This window comes from Streptomyces sp. NBC_01017 (assembly GCF_045162795.1).
Classification (GTDB): Bacteria; Actinomycetota; Actinomycetes; order Streptomycetales; family Streptomycetaceae; genus Streptomyces; species Streptomyces machairae.
Genome location: NZ_CP108683.1, coordinates 1 through 18,077 on the forward strand (window position 1 = coordinate 1; position 18,077 = coordinate 18,077).

The 18,077-nt window shown below is 68.6% G+C and carries 11 protein-coding genes; 5 read left to right on the forward strand and 6 right to left on the reverse strand.

Annotated elements, in window-relative coordinates:
- The first annotated feature begins 602 nt into the window (after positions 1-602).
- Positions 603-3,089 carry a Helicase associated domain protein gene (locus OG331_RS00005; protein WP_406190225.1) on the forward strand — a complete coding sequence of 829 codons (2,487 nt, stop codon included), beginning with the start codon at positions 603-605 and terminating at the stop codon, positions 3,087-3,089.
- A 453-nt stretch (positions 3,090-3,542) separates the two neighbouring features.
- Here OG331_RS00005 and OG331_RS00010 read toward each other — a convergent pair whose 3' ends face one another.
- The 6 genes from OG331_RS00010 to OG331_RS00035 form a co-directional block, all read right to left on the reverse strand.
- Positions 3,543-6,209, reverse strand: coding sequence for a TOTE conflict system archaeo-eukaryotic primase domain-containing protein (locus tag OG331_RS00010; RefSeq protein WP_406190228.1), 2,667 nt, complete (start codon positions 6,207-6,209; stop codon positions 3,543-3,545).
- A gap of 212 nt (positions 6,210-6,421) precedes the next feature.
- Positions 6,422-7,567, reverse strand: coding sequence for a hypothetical protein (locus OG331_RS00015; protein ID WP_406190230.1), 1,146 nt, complete (start codon positions 7,565-7,567; stop codon positions 6,422-6,424).
- The gene (locus tag OG331_RS00020) at positions 7,564-7,995 is read right to left on the reverse strand and encodes a hypothetical protein (RefSeq protein WP_406190234.1); all 432 of its coding nucleotides are present in this window, start codon (positions 7,993-7,995) and stop codon (positions 7,564-7,566) included. Before OG331_RS00020 ends, OG331_RS00015 begins: the two co-directional genes overlap by 4 nt.
- Before the next feature lies 1 nt (position 7,996).
- On the reverse strand, positions 7,997-8,758 hold the full coding sequence (locus OG331_RS00025; protein WP_406190237.1) for an AAA family ATPase: 762 nt from the start codon (positions 8,756-8,758) through the stop codon (positions 7,997-7,999).
- Positions 8,759-8,844: 86 nt separating this feature from the next.
- The gene (locus OG331_RS00030; protein ID WP_406190240.1) at positions 8,845-9,636 is read right to left on the reverse strand and encodes an AAA family ATPase; all 792 of its coding nucleotides are present in this window, start codon (positions 9,634-9,636) and stop codon (positions 8,845-8,847) included.
- A complete protein-coding gene (locus OG331_RS00035; protein ID WP_406190243.1) occupies positions 9,633-11,312 on the reverse strand; it encodes a Mu transposase C-terminal domain-containing protein in 1,680 nt (559 codons plus the stop codon). Before OG331_RS00035 ends, OG331_RS00030 begins: the two co-directional genes overlap by 4 nt.
- A 297-nt stretch (positions 11,313-11,609) precedes the next feature.
- Here OG331_RS00035 and OG331_RS00040 point away from each other — a divergent pair, with 297 nt between their 5' ends.
- From OG331_RS00040 to OG331_RS00055, 4 genes are all read left to right on the forward strand, one after another.
- Complete coding sequence (locus OG331_RS00040; RefSeq protein WP_406190246.1) at positions 11,610-14,000, forward strand: Helicase associated domain protein; 2,391 nt, start codon at positions 11,610-11,612, stop codon at positions 13,998-14,000.
- Positions 14,001-14,704: 704 nt separating this feature from the next.
- On the forward strand, positions 14,705-16,510 hold the full coding sequence (locus OG331_RS00045; protein ID WP_406190249.1) for a helix-turn-helix domain-containing protein: 1,806 nt from the start codon (positions 14,705-14,707) through the stop codon (positions 16,508-16,510).
- Positions 16,498-16,707, forward strand: coding sequence for a hypothetical protein (locus OG331_RS00050; RefSeq protein ID WP_406190252.1), 210 nt, complete (start codon positions 16,498-16,500; stop codon positions 16,705-16,707). Before OG331_RS00045 ends, OG331_RS00050 begins: the two co-directional genes overlap by 13 nt.
- Before the next feature lie 124 nt (positions 16,708-16,831).
- A complete protein-coding gene (locus tag OG331_RS00055) occupies positions 16,832-17,662 on the forward strand; it encodes a DUF6233 domain-containing protein (protein ID WP_406190255.1) in 831 nt (276 codons plus the stop codon).
- Positions 17,663-18,077: the final 415 nt, after the last annotated feature.

Here is an 18,077-nt window from a genome sequence, read left to right on the forward strand (position 1 = left end):
CAGCGCTGGCGCGCTGCAGAGTGATGGCCTCCGCTGACGCTTCGGCCCGACTCCGCTGACGCTCCGTCGAATTCCCGCGCTCGCGCGGGAATTGAATTCCGCAAGCGGAATTCTGAAAGCGTGTCAATTTCGCGCAAGCGCGAAATTGAAGGAGCCCCGCAAGCGGGGCTCCTTCAGCCGGCTGCAAAGGAGTGGGTGGGCGCGGTCCTGTGAGAGCGGACCACCGCGCTGCGCGTATTGCTCTTGAGTACCCGGGGAATCGCACGCGGCCGCTCACTCCTCTTGTTGCGAGAGTGGATTGACGCTCTGTCCATTCCGCTCCCTGAGGGGACTCCGCCCCCTCGTCTCGCCCGCGTTGTGGGCGAGACGCTAACCATGCCAGCGGGAAGGGGTGAGGGCACGGGGCTCGAGGCTGGAAGTGACGGCATGTCAGACATGAGCCATTGCTGGGCAAGGAAGCTACCTCTCTAGTATGCTTCAAAATGAAGCCGAGATCTAAACTTGCCTCAGCATCCCCCACCGGATGACATCCGTGACGCGCCACCAGAACGTCACACGATCGCGTCACCGACGACAGCAGAGCCCTTGGAGGAGCGGAGAACGTGCCGAAGACTCTCCGTCCCCATCAGCGTGAGGCTGTCGACGCGGTGCTGCGCGCGCTCGAACTGCCGCCGCGGTCGACTGTGCCCGAGCGGGGGTTGCGGACGCAGGTGGTCATGGCGACCGGCTCGGGCAAGACCCTGGTGGCCGTGCGCAGCGCGGAGGAGCTGGGGGCGGGCCGGGTGCTGGTGCTGGTGCCCTCGCTGGACCTGCTCACGCAGACCCAGGCCGAGTGGCATGAGGGAGGCCGCAAGGGGCTGATGATCGGGGTGTCGTCACTGCACGGGGATCAAGCGGTCTTCCCGAACACCACGGCGGTTGAGGAGCTGGTCGACTGGGTTCGGCCGTTCGACAGGGTGACGGTGTTCGCCACGTATGCCTCGCTCGGGCTCGGCACGCTGGAGCGGGCGCACGCGGCCGGGCTTCCGGGCTGGGACCTGGTGGTCGTGGACGAGGCGCACCGGACCTCGGGGCGGATCGGCAAGCCCTGGGCGGCCGTGCACGACAACACCCGCATCCCCGCACTGCGGCGGCTGTACATGACCGCCACACCCCGACTGTGGCAGCTGGACGACGACACCGGCGCGGGGGTGCCCGGTGAGCTGGTCGCGTCGATGGAGGACGATCCGGACGGACCGTTCGGCAGCAGGTGCTACACCCTGACCCTGTCCGAGGCGGTCAACTGGGGCATCTGTGCGCCGTATCAGGTGGTGTGCGTGGACATCACCGACACTCAGCTGAAGGCCGCGCAGGTCCTGGGCATAGAGGGCCGGTCGGATGAGGTGCGCGGGGCGCGGCTCGCGGCTCTTCAGACGGCGCTGGTGAAGGCGTCGGCCGAGGAGTCCTTCGGCCGGACGCTGGTCTTCCACCACCTGGTCAGGGAGGCCGAGGCCTTCGCGGCCGGCCTGCCCGACGTCGCCGCGCAGTTGCACGCGGACGCGCCGGAGCTGTACCCGAGCGCGGTCTGGGCCGACTGGCTCTGTGGCGATCACCCGCCGGCCCACCGGCGCCGTGTGCTGGACGAGTTCGCCGGCGGTACGAACGCGGTCAGGCGCTTTTTGGGGTCGGCGAAGGTCCTGGGTGAGGGCGTCGACATCCACAACTGCGACAGCGTGTACTTCGCCGATGTCCGCGGGTCCATGCCCGACCTGGTCCAGGCCGTCGGCCGTGCCCTGCGCATCCAACCCGGTGAGGGCAAGGTGGCCTCGCTGGTGGTGCCGATCCTGCTCGGGCCCGGGGAAACCGGGGACAACATGCTCACCAGCAAGGCCTACGGCGGCCTGGCCAAGCTCCTGGAAGCCCTCAGGGCACACGACACCCGCCTCGTGGAGGCATTGGCTGTGCCGCAGGCACCCAGCCGCTCCAAGGGCGTCCCAAGCCGCGCAGGAGACCCGGATGCAGAGAGCGCCGAGGGTGAAGACGGCGTCCCCGTCTCGGTGCCGGCGCGGGCGCTGCTGAAGTTCAGCACCCCGCGCGATGCGGCCGCCCTCGCCGCGTTCATCAACCTGCGCGTCCTCCACCCCGAGAAAGAGCACTGGCGGCGCGGCGTCGAAGCAGCCGTCATCTACACCCGGCTCCACGGCAGCCTGAAGATCCCGTTCACCTACCGCGTCCCCGACGGCCAGGAGCAGGAGGTGGAGGCCGAGGACCAGGGCGAACAGGAGAGCGAGGGTGTGCGCGAGAGGTGGCCGGCCTCGCTCGCAGGCTTCCCGCTCGGACAGTGGATCGCCGACGCCCGCCACCTGCACGCCCGCGGCCGCCTGCACGCCGAACGCGCCGGGCAGCTGGAGCAGCTGGGCATGGTCTGGTCGCACCATGACGTCGCGTGGGAGGAAGGGCTCACCGCGGCGCGTGAGTGGGCGAAGGAGAACGGACACCTCCTGGCGCCGCTGGACGCCGTCCACCGCGGCCACAAGGTCGGCATCTGGCTGAAGAACGCGCGAGCCGACGCCCGCACCGGAACGCTGGCCCCCGAGCGGCGCGAGCAACTGGACGACATCGACCCATCCTGGTGTCCCGCCTGGCCCGTCCAATGGCAACGCGCCTTCCACCTCGTCCGCCAGCACCTCCAGGCCCACGGCGTGCTCCCGACCGGACCGGGCGAGACCGTGCACCAGGGCCAGGACCTCGGACGGTGGGTACGCCAGCAGCAGTTCGCCTTCGGCAAACTCACCTCAGTCCAGCAGTGGATGTGTGAACACGTCCTCGGGATCCAGCCCACGGCCGAGAACGAGAAGCCGCCCCTGCGCCCCACACACGCCGACAAGTGGGCACTGAACTACGCCGCCGCCCGCCAATACTACGAACGCGAAGGCCACCTCCAGGTACCCAGAGGACACATCGAACGGATAGTCACCGGCGACAGCGGAGACCAGCAGGAACGAGACCTCAAGCTGGGGTCATGGATCAGCAACCAACGCAGCAGAGCCGCCACACTCTCCCCCGAGCGCATCGAGCAGCTGACAGCGATCGGCATGCGCTGGGCATAGCCGGCCACCGGTATCAACGCCCTCGCCGCCATGGGGAGCCACCACACCTGCCGTACTCCGTTCTCGTCCGTACGGGCGGAATGAGAGAGCCCCGCCCTCGGGCTGTCCAGGCTCTGGTGGGGTGCGGCGGACTTCGCCCGGTGGTGGGCGGCCACCACGGTCGGGCTGGCTGCCGGTTGCTGGACCGTTTGTCGACGGCGATGCTGCTGGACTTCCACCCGGGGTGGTCGACTTCAGTGCCTGGTCGGCGCAGCTGATCTGGCGTGAAAAGGGCCGGCAGCGGCAACTGGTGCCGGACTTCTTCGTGCGTACCGTCCGGCCACGCGCTGGTGGTGCTCTGCCCGCCGCAGCGCGGGCCAGGCGAGGGGTTCCAGCGGCCATGACTTTCTCCCAGGTCGCTTCGGCAGTCGTATGGCACCACTGGGCTCGAAGTGGGAGCGTCCGTCGGAGAGTTCACCGGTTGAGCACGGTGTCGTGCTCGTCCGAGGTCGGGTGGGCTGCGTGCCAGGCGTCCCAGATCCCTGCGCGGAGCCTGCCGCGTGGTGGTACTTCCATGCCCTGCTCGCGGGCCCAGGCCCGTACCTCCGCCACGCTCGGTACGGGAGCTACGGATTGGGGCTGCCGGGCGGCGGCAACAGGTGCACGCGGCGGTGTCGGCGGCAGATTCGCTGGTGTGGTGGTGGTGAAGCCGCGGCGTTCGAGGATGCGGCGGCGCTTGTGGTGCATCCGCTCCAGGAGGGGGACGTCGGCGTCGAGGTAGTCGTGGGCCTCGACGTGGGACTTTCTGGCTTCGGTGTTGCGCATGATCCGGCCGACCTGCTGGATCACCCTGCCTTTGAACGAGATGGGGCTGGTCAGGAACAGGGTGTCGAGGCGGGGTGCGTCGAAGCCCTCGCCGGCGAGTTTGTCGATCGCCAGCAGCACCAGCGGCCCGTCGTGTTCCTCGGCCAGGGCGGCGCGGATCCGGGCGCGCTCGGCCGGCGGCAGGCCGCCGTGCAGGACGAGCGGGGTGACGTCATGGGGCCTGAGGGCGTCGGTGAGTTGCTTCAGGTGTTCGACACGGTTGGTCAGTGCCAGGCTGCACCGGCCGCGCCGGGTGGCGTCTGCGATGTCCGCTGCGATCAGCTGGTTGCGGGCGCCGTGGTGGGCGAGTTCGTTGTAGATGGCCTGGATGGAGGCGCCGTCGGTGCCCGGCTCGTCGGTGGTGAAGGTGGTGGGGTGCACGACGAGGTGTTTGGCGAAGGTGCTGGTGTCGTCGATCTCGTGGCGGATCGGGCCGCACTGCATCGTGATCACCGGGTCCATCTGGTCCGCGCGGTAGGGGGTGGCCGAGAGCCCGATCCAGCGAGGGGCTTTCGCTCGGCGGATCGCCGCTTCCGCTCCGGGCGCACCGATCGTGTGACACTCGTCCACGATGACCAGGCCGTACCCGTCGAGGAGGCCATCGGGGGCGTCGCGGTGGGAGAGCGTCTGCAGCATGATCAGGTCGACGGCGTGGCCGCGGCGGTCCTTGCCTGCCCCGAGTGAGCCGGGCTGCTTCTCGCCGAGGTCGAGGAAGGTGGCAAGGCGTTCGGTCCACTGGGCCTGCAGCTCCGCCCGGTTCACGATGACCGCGGTCGGGGTGCGGTGGTGGGCGATCAGGGCGCAGGCCATGACGGTTTTTCCGGAACCGGGTGGTGCGACCAGGGTCCCCGCCGCATGTTTGGTCATCGCGTCCACGGCCTGCTGCTGAGTGGGGGTCAGTGTGCCGGTGAAGTGGGCCGTGATCGGCTCGGGTTCGGGCAGGTCACTGGTGAGGGTGAGAGTGCCTCCGGCAGCGGTGATGAGCCCGGTCGCCTCGTCCGCCAGGCCTCGGGGCAGCCTGAGCCAGTCGGGGTCACAGGCGTCGAAGCCGCAGACGAGGCGCGGGGTGTTGAAGGTGGAGAAGCGTTGGTTCTGCTTACGGTAGAACTCGGGATTGTGAAACGACGCCGCGTGCTTGAGCGCGGCCAGCAGCTGCGGTGGCAGACCGACCGTGGAGATTTCCAGCATCGCCGCGAGGCGGGCCTCAACACGCGCGGGTGCCTTGCCGAGGGCCTTGCGGCGGGGCCGGGGCCCCAGTTCCGGCGCGGTCGGGGACGGGCCGGCCTTGACCGGTCCGAGCTTGTCCACAAGTGCCTCGACGTCGGCCGGGGACAGGCGCTCAGTGCGGGAGAGGTGAGCGAACTGGTCCGGATAGGGCTGCCAGGTGCCGGGGTCCACGAAGACGGTGGTGCCGCCCGCGCGGCATGCGCCCTGCAGGGGAAGCGCGATCAAGCTGCCGAACTTGAAACTGCCCTTGGCCTTGGTCGGCAGGAAGTCCTGGGCGGGAAAGAGCCGGTCATAACTCGTGAGGGCCATCTGCCCGCGGGCATCGATCGCCCGGCGCAGCAATGCCATGCCCAGCGCGCGGGCGGTGGCCGCGGGAATGGGGGCGGTGAAGAACGTCCACACGTGCGCGCCCTTCCCGGAGCGGGAGATTTCGAGGAGGGCAGGGACGTCCGCCTCGTGGCAGGCCGTGATGTAGGCGGTCGCGTCGGCGCGCCAGTCGCTGCCGTCCTTGCCATCGAAATCCGCAGCGAGCAGGCGGCAGGTGTCGTCGGCCAGCAGCGGGTACAGGCCGATGTGCAGCTCGCTGCGCCCCTGGCGGGTCGGATCGAGGTGACGGTAGACGCCCTCGTCATTCAAGGGCCAGAAGATGCGGTCTTCCTCGGCCTTGTTCTTGTCGAAGGGGTTGTCCTCGGCGGGACTCCATCCGGTACGGCCTGACCTGGCGCTCACCCACCGCCTGGCGTAGACGTCCTCACGTCCGGCAAACAGAGCCCGGAAGAGAACGATCTTCGCCTCAGCGCTGGAAGAAGCATCCGCATACGGAAGGCCTTCAGCCCTCACAGGCAGCGGCAGGTCCAGGACCGGCTCGGTCATGGGAGGCATGGCGGCGGCGGGAGCGGCCCGGCCTCCGGGGCCCAGAAGGCTACGCAGCTGCGCGTTGTCGGCTCTCAGCCGAGCGATCTCTTGGAGCAGTTCAGCGTTCTCCTCCAGCGCCACGTCGAGACGGATACGCAACTCATCGGCATCGAAGCAGTCGGACCAGTCCTCCACACATTCATGATCCCTGCCGTCGCCTCGCTCGTTGGGCCGGGGCGGCAGATTCAGCCGCACGGGGCCGTGATGGGGATGTCGGGTCGGCGCCAGGTCAGTCGTTCTGACTGGTGAGGACCCGGGACCCAACATCGGGGCCGAGGCCGCGGTAAGGATGGTCACGCGGATCATCGGGGGAGGGTGGGACCGTTGTCGCTTGGCCGTGTGGACCGTCACGCGGGTGGCGACTCCCCTCCGGCCGAGCGCAGCCACTGCTCGTAGCTGACGTACTTGCAGCTGAGTGCGTCGATGCCGTTGTACCACTGGATTGTGGGCGGGCCGGCCCGTTTTTTGCGTCTGGTTCGGGGGCGCGGCCATGCCGGTGCGGGTTGCGGCGGGCGCAGGCGGCAGTGTTCGGCGAAGTCGGTCAGGCTCATCAGGACCCGCGGCAGGCCGGTGGAGAAGAGGGAGTCGTCGCCGCGCGGGGACAGGTGAACGAGGTTCGCCGCGGCCAGCAGGAAGGGCCTCGCCCACGGCGGGACGGTGAAGATGCCGCAGTCGGTGACGAAGCCCGGGCGGCGGGTGCGGTAACGGTCATGGAGGGTGAGGGTGGTAGCGCCGGCATCGAGGTCGCCGGCGCGGACGGCGTAGAGCTGGGTGAGGGGGGCGCCGGTGAACACGGCGGTGGCCAGAGCGCCGACGAGCTGGGGGCAGGCGGTACGGGTGGCCAGGCGGTGGGCGAGCTGGTCGATACCGTAGGCGCGTTCGGGCACATTGGGGCGGCGGGCCTGGGGCGGGGTGCAGTGGCAGTCGGGGAAGTCCTGGTGGGAATCGAGGTAGGCCAGGGCGGGGACGGTGATCCACCGCCCCTGGGCACCGCGGCGCGGCGGAGGGACAGTCGGGGCCTTGGCCAGCAAGTCGCCCACGTGGTGGTCGGTGGACACCGTGTGGTGGTCGATGTCGCGTAGCGCGGTGCGCACCACGGCGGGCGGGCGCCGGGTGTGGCAGACGGCTACCAGGTGCACGCCCGTGCGCAGGCGCAGGGCGAGCAGCGCGGACCAGATTTTCTCGTCCAGGAGGTGGGCGCGCAGCACGGTGAGCCGGGTGATGGGCAGGGCAAGGATCCAGGCGCCGACGATGTTGAAGACGGGCGGGCCTTGAGTGCCCCAGTCCCCCGGCAGTTCGGTCGGTTTGCCGAGGGCGGCGAGAATGTCGAGGGCCAGCGCGCGGGCAGACGCGGCGGGCGTGGGGTGAACGGTGACGCGGCCGGCGGATGGATTGTGCGCGGCAAGGGCGGCGCGGGTGACGGCGGCGTCGTCAGCGGGGTCCAGGAGCACGGTGACCGGTGACGCGGCCGGGTAGATGATCTTTCGGCTCATGCCGGCCTCCCGGCGCAGGCGCGCGTCTTTGGCAGGGCGGCGGCAAAGAGCAGGTCCGGGTGGAGAACGGGGGCGCGCGGCGTGGACCGGGCATCCAGCAGACGGCGCTCGGTGAGCTCAGCCAGCACCGGAGGGCTCAGGGGTAGGGGTACACGGCTGCGGGCCACAGCCCGATGACCGCTCAAGGACGCGGGCAGGAGGGCTGCTTGCCCGGGGGTGGGGTGGTCGGGCTCGGCGACGTCGGCGTGGGCGAGCAGCGCGGGCTGAGCCGGGCGCAGGGCGGCGGAGCTGCCGGGAACGTTGTCCACCGCGACGCATCCGGTAGCCGGGCTGGATGCGGCCAGGACGGAGCACGGCCAGGCGGCGGTGTCGTCCGGGTGGCAGATCAGCGTTACCGGCCCGACCTGCGGAGCGGTGCGGGCGCGCATCTCAGGGTTCCTCGCGCGGCGGGAGGACGGCGTCCAGGACGTCTTCGAGCAGCGGGTGGGGCGCGCCCTGGGGTGCGGGGGTCTGGCGCAGCAGGCGCAGGGTGTGGTGGGTGGTCTGTGCCCAGCGGCGGAAGTTGCCGTGGCACCAGCGGGCATCGAGCCGCCCGAGAGCATCAGGGTCGGCCCCGCGCCACAACGGATGGAAGCGCGGGATCACCTCGGCGACGTCGGCGGGAGTGAGCTGGGGAATGTGCAGCGACACGGCGGTGCGGGAGGCGAGCATCCTCTGACGGCGCAGCACCGCCTGGCCGCGCTCGCCGACCACCAGGACGATCGCGACCCGGGTGTGGGGTGCGTCGAAGAGATACCGCAGGTACTCGAAGCATGCGGCATCCAGGCGCTGAGCCTCGTCCACCACCAACAGATGGTCGCGGGCGGCCAGGGTTTCGCGTACCGCCGCGTCGAAGGCCCCTGGATCCTGCGTCCGTGCCTCAAGGTTCAAGGCGTCGGCGAGGTCCGCGCGCAGGGCCAGGGGGGTGGGAGCGGGGCGGGGCACCAGGCGGCCAAGGCGTGCGCGGCGGGCGGGCCGAGGCATTGAGGCAAGCACCACGTCGAGGGCGAAGGTCTTGCCGACCCCGGCGTTGCCCGACAGACACATGATCGTCTTCTGGGCGGCGATCTGCTCGAGACGGCGGGCCAGGTCCGCTAAGACCGGCACAGGGACGGCGTCGGCGCCCTTGAGCGACAGGTAGTGCCGGGGCACACCGGGGACCGTGCAGGCAGGCTGCGCGCGGCCCGGAGCACGCCGCCGTCGAGCGGACGGAGGGTTACGGGTGCGTGCGGCGGGGCTCATGGGGTGTCGTCCAGGTGGCCGTTCTTGCCCAGGTGACTGAAGGTCCAGCGCACGACCTCGGTGTCCACCTGCTCGCGGCCAAGACGCTTGAGGCCGCGCAGCACCTGAACGGTCAGCCAGGCCCAGTTGCGGAAGTTGCCGTGCGCGGCGTGCTCGTCGACGAAAAGGAGATCCTCCTCCTTCACGTTCTCCCACACCGGGTGGAACAGCGGGATCACCTCGAGCACTTCTGCGCGGGTCAGGGGCGTGAAGCGCTGCCAGATGAAGATGCGGGAGGCGAGCATCGGCTCCTTGCGCAGCACGGTGTAGCAGCCGGGACCGCCGACGAAGATGATCGCGAGCTGAGTGGCGTAGTCGTCCCACAGGTAGCGGAAGTACTCGAACGCCTCGGAGTTGAGCCACTGCGCCTCGTCCACGACCAGGGTGCGGGGCTTCACGGCCAGGGCGTCCTTGAGGAGCCGGTCGAACTCGGAGGGGTGCGCGGGGGCATCGCCCCGCAGGCCCAGCGCGGCGAAGATCTCGTAGCGGACCGCCCGGGCGGTGGGGCGGGAGCGGAACGTGATCCGCCGTACGTCCTCGGCGGGTTCCAGCTCGCGCAGGCCGGTGTTGACCGCCAGGGTCTTGCCGCATCCCGAGTCGCCGTAGACGCACATCATCGCCCGCGCCTCGACCGTGTCGGCAAGGTTCTCCCGTGCCGTGAGAAGCGCTCTGGTGGTCACGACGTGCGCGTCGGACAGTTTCAGGCCCAGGTACTGGTCCCCGTCGGCCGGGGGCAGGGTGCCCGTCATCGGTCCTCTCCCTCCTGGGATATTCCTGAGCCGTCGCCTGGCGGGGCGGGCCGGCACTTCGCACGCAGCGAGGCCGGGGTGCGCCAGTGATCCGGCGGCGCGGCGGGCGGGATCAGGTCGGGCAGCGCGAGCTCGGCCGCATCCCCCAGCCGCTCGCTGTCAGCAGCCCGGTCGGCCTCCGCCGCGCTCAGTGAGCCCAGCCGCCTGGGCGGCTTGACCTCGGTGACCGCGGCGTACCGGGTACGAGTCTGCTCGGCGGCCGCGGACATAGCGCGGGCCAGGCGCCGCTTCTCGGCCGCCTTGCGCCGCCGGTGCGCCCTGCGCTGAGTATCGGTCGCCTCATCGCAGGGGTGCGCCGGCCCCAGGTACTTCCCCGAAGCCGCCTCGAACACCTCGATCTCGTGGTCGTGGTGCGGGATGAAACGGATGCGGACCTTGCATCCCACCTCCGCCTCACCGTGCATCCACTCCCCCACGTAATAGCGCTTGTTGAAGCGCACCCCGCTCGCGGTCAGCGTGCGGATACGGCCGTCGTCGGCGAGCGTGAACCGGTGCAGCAGACAGCGGTCCACGTCCTCGACGGGGGTCGGGTCGGCCCGCCACGCCTCAAGCGGCGTACGCCCGTCGAGGGCCTGCGAGGTGTGCTCGGTGTTCCACCAGGTGATCCACTCCAGCAGCAGACGGACGAACTCGGCGAACGGCAGCGCAGCCGCCTCGTCCACGCGCCCGGGGCGGGCGCCGGGGCGCAGCCTCATGGAGGGGGCGTGGGTGTAGCGGGGCATGGACGCGAAACGCATCCGCTCCGCGCACCGGTTCAGGTTCTCGATCGACCCCTTCAAATCCGGCCGGTAGGCGGGCAGGTCCTGCACCGGCACCGCGAAATGCCCCAACGCATCGGAGACCGTCGCGGAGAGGAAGTCGGCGCCGCGGTCGATACGCACCAGCGAGGGCAGGCCGCCGATCGGCCCGTACGGGCCCGTGGAGTCCTCATCCCTTACCAGCGCGATCCGCAACGCGGCCAGGACCGCGTCCCTCGAGGGCTGATGCGGCGTGATCGCCGCACCCGGAATCACCTCGGTCGCGCAGTCGATGAACCATGTCACCCACGGAAACACCAACTCGCCGTCCAGCAGCACCTCGACCGGCACATGCTTATGATCCGCCTCCCAGCAGGCATTCCGCCACAGCCTCGGGCGCCGCAGATGCACATCGTGCCGCCGCCGGGCCGGCTCCCCGCCCGCAAGCGCCGCACGCTGCCCGGGGTTGAGGTCGAGGCGGATCGCCCGATGCAGCGTCGCCAACGACGGCACATCGGGCACCTGATTGCCCTCAACGCGCACCCGCGCGGCCTCGGCCACCAGATCCCGGTGCACCGCGGCCGCGTTCCCGCACCACGCCACCAGACGCCCATGCAACTCGTCCGTGATCCGGAAACGCTCCCGCTGAACCGGGCCTGTACGCCCCTCACGTCCGGCCTGAAGCCACCGCCGCACCGTCCGCCGCGACACCCCCACCGAGGAAGCGACCAGCCGCACATGCTCCGCATCCAGCTCCCCACGCGCCTCCAACGCCAGCAACCGGGACACCACCTGCTCACGCCCCAACACCCTGGGAACCAGCGGGACATCACCAGCATGCCCCAGGCCGCCACCGCTGAAGAATTCCGCCCCGGCCATGCCCTACCCCGCCCGTCGACGCCCTGTACCCCTCCCCCACCAGACACGATCCGCCAACCACCAGAACATATACGCGAATTCAGAGAAATGTCCGCTCACTTACGTCCCAGCCACTAAAATGCCCTGCCGCTCAGGAATCTGCACCAACCCGACCAGCACCTCCGCACATCACTGTCCCGACCACACGTCACACCGATGCCCCCGGCACCAACAACACCCCAGGCCAGACACCCGCACCCCACCCGGGGACACCCCGTACAGACCCAGGACAAACACACTCAGATTCGCACACGGGGCATGGCCGTGAAACTGCGTGACCACCAGATCGAGGCTGTGGCCGCTATTGTGCGCGGCTTCGATATCCCGCCGGGCGGTATTCCCCGGGACGGTCTTCGTGGGCAGGTGCATGCCGCGTGTGGCACTGGGAAGACCATCATGGCTGCCGCGTCGGCGAAGCGGGTTGTGCCCAGGGGGCGTGTGCTCGTGCTGGTGCCGACGCTGGATCTGCTGGCGCAGACGGTGAAGGCGTGGCACGACATCGGGCACAAGGGGCCGGCGGTTGCCGTGTGTTCGCTCCAGGACGATGCGGAGCTGTGGAGCATGAGGGTGCGCTCCACCACGAACCCTGTGCAGCTGGCGCTGTGGCACGGGCAGGGGCCGGTGACCATCTACGCCACCTACGCGTCGCTGGGTGTCCTGGCGGAGGCTTTTGAGGGTGTCTACGGGCAGCAGTTGGCCCCGGTGGACCTGGCGGTGGTTGATGAGGCGCACCGGACTTCGGGGTCGATGGGGAAGGCGTGGGCGGATATCCACGACCAGAGCGTGTTCCCGGCGTACCGGCGGCTGTATCTGACGGCGACGCCGCGGATCTGGGAGGAGCGGCTGGACCGGGAGGTTGCTGAGGGGGTGCGTGACCCGCTGCCGCGGGAGATGGCTGCCTCCATGGACGACGAGAAGGTCTTCGGGCCCGTCCTCTACAAGCTCTCGCTCGCCTCTGCCGTCTCCCGGGGTCTTTTGGCTCGGTATCAGGTAATTGTTGTCGAGCTTGAAGATCCTCTCGTCACGCCCGAGCGGCTGATGGGCGAGGAGCGGCACGGTGAGGAGGTGCGCGGGCAGCGTCTCGGAGCCTTGCAGGCCGCGCTGCTGCACACGATGGCGCAGCACAATCTGCAGACCTGCATCACCTTCCACCACCGGACGATAGAGGCGCAGGCGTACGCGGAGGGCCTTCAGCGGGTGGCGGCGAAGCTGCACGCCGACCAGCCCGAGACGTACCCGAAGCGGATCTGGGCCAACTGGCTGTGCGGCGAGCACGTCCCCGAGCGCCGGCGGGAAGTCCTGGGCGGCTTCGGGTCCACGGGGCAGCGTGCGGTGCTTTCGAACTGTCGGGTCCTGGGCGAGGGCGTCGACATCAGAGCGGTGGATAGTGTCGCCCTGTTGGATCCCAAGGGCGCGCCTCACGACATCGTCCAGGCCATCGGCCGCGCTTTGCGTCAGAAGCCGGGACAAGGGAAATTGGCCTCTCTGATCGTGCCGGTATTTCTCCAGCCCGGAGAAAAACCGGAAGACATGTTCACTTCAGGATCGTATCGCCCGCTGGTGAAGGTATTGGAAGGTCTGCGCGCTCACGACGAAGAAGCAATCGAATTGCTCGCCATCCCGCAAGAGCCACAGAAGGACGTCGCGCAGCCGTCCCAGTACATCGGTACGCCGCCCAATGAAGGCGAGGAAGAATCCCGTCTCCTGCTCCGTTTCGCCGCCCCGCGTGACCCAGTGATGGTCGCGGACTGGGTGTCCTTCAACGTCATCGACACCGAACGACAGGACTGGGCCCGCAGCTGGGCGAAGCTCAAGGCGTACGTCGAACGGGTCGGGAACGCACGGGTGCCCTACGGACACCGGGAAGATGCGACACCCCTGGGACAATGGGTGGCAGAGCAGCGACGGGCCTACACAGCTGGGGAGATGAGCGGCCAGCGCGCCCAGCGGCTGGAGAAGCTCGGCATGGTCTGGTCCCCGGCCGACGAGCGGTTCCAGGAAAACCTGGAAGCCGCCAAGGCCTACTACGACCAGCACTGGACACTCTGCGCGCCCCGCTCAGCAAGCATGCTGGACCGGGCGGTGGGGCAATGGCTGTCCAACCTCCGCCGCCCCGGCACCCTCGACGGACACCCCGAATGGAAGACGGCACTCGAGGCCGTCGACGAAGACTGGAACCCGTCATGGCCGCCGGAGTGGCAGCGGCACTACGCCGCGCTGCGCGAGCTCGTACGCGACGAGGAAGGCCAGGCGGAAGTCCTGCCCGGGCTCACCGTCCACGGCATGGACATCGGCAAATGGCTGACCCGGCAGCGGAAGCCCGAGGTCTGGCAGACCCTGACGGACGGGCAACGCGAACGCCTGCAGGCCGTCGGCGTCGTCCCGCCGGCCCCGGAGCCGGAAGCGGTCATCAAGGCCGCCAAGACGGCTCTGAGCGCCTTCGAACGAGGCGTAGCGGCCCTGGCCCAGTACAAGAGCCGAGAGGGCGCAGTGACCGTCCCCAGAGGGCACGTAGAGACGCTGCCAGACAGCACCGAAGTCAAACTCGGAGTCTGGGTCATGAACCAGAAGAGCCGCAGGGAGAAGCTCACCACCGACAGGCTCACCACGCTGGCCAACCTCGGGCTGGAATGGGCGGCGGCCCCGTAGCCACGTCGGACCCGTACGAAGGGGTGTTGCAGCCCTGGCGCAGTACAAGACCCGCACGGGCTCTGTGAAGGTCCCCAGGGCCCACGTAAGCGACTGGAGGACGGCACCGAGGTCAAACTCGGAGTGTGGATCATGAACCAGAAGGGGCGCCGCGGGAAGCTCACCACGGACAGACGGCAGGTGCTGGCCGCACTGGGGCTGGACTCGGCCTGAGCCCGGCGCCGCCAGATGCGGCCCGGCCACGACACGGACAACCCGAAGATCATCCCGCGCCCCACCCGACCACGTGACAACACCCCGGGCAGCGCGAACCCGCGATGAAAGGCTTCCGGTCCGCCGGATCCGCACAACGGTCCCTGTCCGCGTTCACCAGGAACCCACCCCACTTCAGACCCCACCGGCACCTGGCGACCGCCGGCCGGCACGAGCCTGCCCACCACGACCTGAACCACAGGCCGCCCCGCCCCCGGTCACACCCCCAGCCGATCACGCCCCCGACAACAGCAGCACCCTCCTGGGAGGGCCCGCCGTCCCTGCCCCCTGCCCCCCAGGGCAGGGACGGATGCAGTCACGGACCGCACAATGCGATGCAGGACAACCGGCCCCTTGCTCCGCAAAGGGCCGAACAGCGCCTCCGCTCCCGCCCTTCCCCCAGCCCGGGACACAGAAGGGGGGCGGGGCCAGGAGAACGGAACAGACACGATATGGAGAACTACCCCCCTCCTGGCGCCGGTAGCGCCGGTGGTACCGGGCAGGCCGGCAACGAGGAGGAAACCATCCTCCAGGCGATCCTCTTCCAGTCCACCCAGTCCACCACCGTTCAAAACCCCGATCTCCAATGGCTTGGCCACCAGCTCCAGGCCCACTACAACGATGACGACCTCGATCATGAGCTGTGGCTGTGCCAGATGTACGGGAATTCTCCCACCGTGGCGAATCTGTGCGGCACCCGCCCCATTACTGCCGCTGAGGCCGAGGATGCCTGGGACGATCTCGTCGGCGCCTACTACACGTGGTACAACACCGTCTACCAGCCGGCCGCCGCCGGTGACATACCCGGCAGCGGGCAGAGCGGTGCAACCACCTCCGTACAGGACCAGCCCACCCCCGGCACATGGACCGACGACGACACGGCATGGCTCACCGACTTCCTCAACGCCTGCGCACAGGACGAATACCAGCGCAATTACCAGCGCGACGAAGCAGGCCTGAAAGAATTCCTCCAGGACGCGGGAGGCAAACCCGAGGCGGCGAAGGCGCTCATCCGCCGGGCACACCGCCACTACGGCGGAGCCGACGCGCTCGCACAGGTCCTCGCAAACCCCCGCCCCACGACCGGACCGGTGCCCGCCCCGCAACCGCAGACCCAAGGGGCCGGCTACGTCTGGACACCCGACCCCGCCCCACAACCCGCACCAGCCGCGCCCCCGCCCGTCCACCCCCACCCCGCCACACACGCCTGGTCACAGAAGGACGAAAACGTCCTCAACCGCTGGCTCGACTGGCTTGCCCAGATGGACCAGCAACCCACATGGGACACCATCGCCAACGGCCTGGCGCAACTCCTGGCAAGCCAAAAAATCAACGCTGAACCCGCAGCCTGGTGGACCACAGCCTGGCAGTCCCCCAGCAGACAGATCGCATACCTGCGGCAATACCAGAGCCGGAAGGCCGACCTGTCCGTAACCCTCGACGCACAAATCACCTACGCCTGGCAATCAACCCAGTGGGCCCTCGCCAACCAGCAGCAAACCCAAAACCAGCCCCAGCCACCCGCATACACCTGGACCCCCGACCAACAGACCCAGCCCCAGCACTACCCCCAGACAACCCCACAAACCCACCCGCCGGCACAACACCCGCAGACCCACCCCCGAAACCAGCCCACACCCCACCCGGCTCCACCACCCTCAAGCGGACAATCAAGGCCCGGGAAGCGGAAACAACCCGCACCAGACCCCAACGCCATTAAACAAAAAGACAACCAACGTAAACACCCACGCGCCGTTGGCAAAAACGCTTTCAGCCAGAAACTGTTGAAACTGCGCGAGAAGGCAAGCCTGACACAGCAGGAGCTTGCAGACAGGCTGAATATTGGACAAGTATATATATCGAGAGGCGAGTCCGGCAGCTACATCGCTCCGGACAGGGCACACCTCTGGATCCAGGCAGTGACAGACGACCCGCAAATTCAAGAAGAACTTCAAGCACTCTATGATGCAATATTCCACAGCACGGAAGACGCAAAGTCGGCATTCCGGGAACGGATGCTGCAACTCCGCACAGATCAGGAATTCTCCCAAGCAGATGTCGCAGCTGCACTCGGCGGGACCGTGAACATTTCGCTTTGGGAGAAGAAGATTACACCGACAACAGCAGCGAGCCAGGAGAAAGTTGACAAGTGGATCAACTTCCTGACGGCAGGACTGCAAGACAGGGAAAGCGTCCGCACGGAGCTGCGCCGGCTCTACGAGAAGGCAATGGGGCGGAAGCTTTCGTGGACCGACTGACCGTCGTCTGGCAGGCCCCCCTGACGGACGGACAGCGCGAGCGCCTGCAGCAACTCGGCATCACGCCGCTGCCGTCGGAGCCGGAAGCGCCCGCGAAGCCGTCCACGACACCCATGGCAGCCTTCGAGCGGGGCGTTGCGGCCCTGGCCCAGTGCAAGACCCGGGAAGGACACCTGACCTCCCCAGGAGTCACGTAGAGACAATCGTGGTCAGCGGCCAGGAGCATGCCGTGAAGCTCGGGGTATTCCTCAGCAACACCAAGAGCAGGCGCGCCAAGCTCACCGCCGACAAGCTCCGGCAGCTCGCCGACCTCGGACTCGAATGGGCAACAGCCTGACGGTCGGGCCGCTGACGCTGCCCCGGAAAGCGTGTCGGGGTCACTCGGGCGAGTTCCTGCCCGGGGCGGCCCCGGCCCTGCTGCATCCCGCCCGCGGGGACAGGGACCTGTCCCGCACACTCCGTACCGGCACGGGCCAGCGAAAAGCCTATCTTTGTCGGGACGTTGTCCTGCCTGCCGAATCAAGCAGAACAGCGAGAGTCAGCGGTGGCCGGCGCAGAGGCCTGGCTCGCCGTCGAAGCGAAGGGACACAAGCGGTCATCGTGGACCAGGGGAAGGGTGCACACAACGCGCCGCCGATCTGCCTCGTACTCCCCGACGGACAGGAAGTCCGCGGACGGCTGCACGCCCGCCGGCGGGCGGAGGACGGCTGGCTCTACCAGGTAGGAATCCTGGTGTGGCAGGACGCCACGAGCGGCCCCGCCGAACCTGCCGAGCAGCGAGTCTGGGTGAGTCCCGCACACGCACGCCCGGTACCCGGTGTCTCCTACCAGCACGTCCCCACCCACACCGGTCCGCAAGCAGACAGCCGTTCTCATAGGCGCCCGCCCGCATGGACCATCCAGTACCTGCCCCACCGCCCCGGACACCCGGGCGCCACGCTCCTGCACGTCGTCGGCTGCACCCCCAGCGACCGGACACTCACTCGCGAAGAAGCACTCGCCGCGCTCGATCAGCCCCGAGCAGCAGCCTGCATTCAATGCGACGCGGCCCGGTCCCTCACTTCAGACGCACAACCGACCGACCAACCTCGCCAGGCCCAGCACACCGACGAATCCCATCAGAACACAAAACCCCGCGAAACAGTCACATAACCGCCTGGTGCCTGAGAGCGGCACGACAAGAAGCGGAGGTGGCCGCCTCATGTACGTCACGAGCGTCTCTTCCCCGCTCAAGATGTTGTTTCGGGACCTGTTCCTCGGCCTGTGAGCACCCCGGCGTCGGCCCGGAATGCACTGGCCAGTGCGCACTACCATGGAGCCGTGCCGATGACGCTAAGCCGCTGTTCTGCTTGCGGCGGGGGAACCTGGGTGAACACCGCTGACACCGAACGGTGGTTCTGTGACTGCGGAACCGAACAAACCCCTGCGAGCACCGCGACCTGTGACAGCGACGATGCCAGAAGCTCACGGCTCTGACCTCATGCGCCGGAGCGCCGTTGTACTGATCTGCTTTGCTGTCAGCGGCCGTTTCGATTCCCCACTGACGGCCGCTTCGTGTACGCAGCGT

Bases quoted from the DNA above. Each gene is read 5' to 3' on its own strand.
- OG331_RS00035 (WP_406190243.1), bottom strand. From the start codon at position 11,312: ATGGCCGGGGCGGAATTCTTCAGCGGTGGCGGCCTGGGGCATGCTGGT.
- OG331_RS00055 (WP_406190255.1), top strand. From the start codon at position 16,832: ATGGGCAACAGCCTGACGGTCGGGCCGCTGACGCTGCCCCGGAAAGCG.
- OG331_RS00045 (WP_406190249.1), top strand. From the start codon at position 14,705: ATGGAGAACTACCCCCCTCCTGGCGCCGGTAGCGCCGGTGGTACCGGG.
- OG331_RS00020 (WP_406190234.1), bottom strand. From the start codon at position 7,995: ATGCGCGCCCGCACCGCTCCGCAGGTCGGGCCGGTAACGCTGATCTGC.
- OG331_RS00040 (WP_406190246.1), top strand. From the start codon at position 11,610: ATGGCCGTGAAACTGCGTGACCACCAGATCGAGGCTGTGGCCGCTATT.
- OG331_RS00030 (WP_406190240.1), bottom strand. From the start codon at position 9,636: ATGACGGGCACCCTGCCCCCGGCCGACGGGGACCAGTACCTGGGCCTG.
- OG331_RS00015 (WP_406190230.1), bottom strand. From the start codon at position 7,567: ATGAGCCGAAAGATCATCTACCCGGCCGCGTCACCGGTCACCGTGCTC.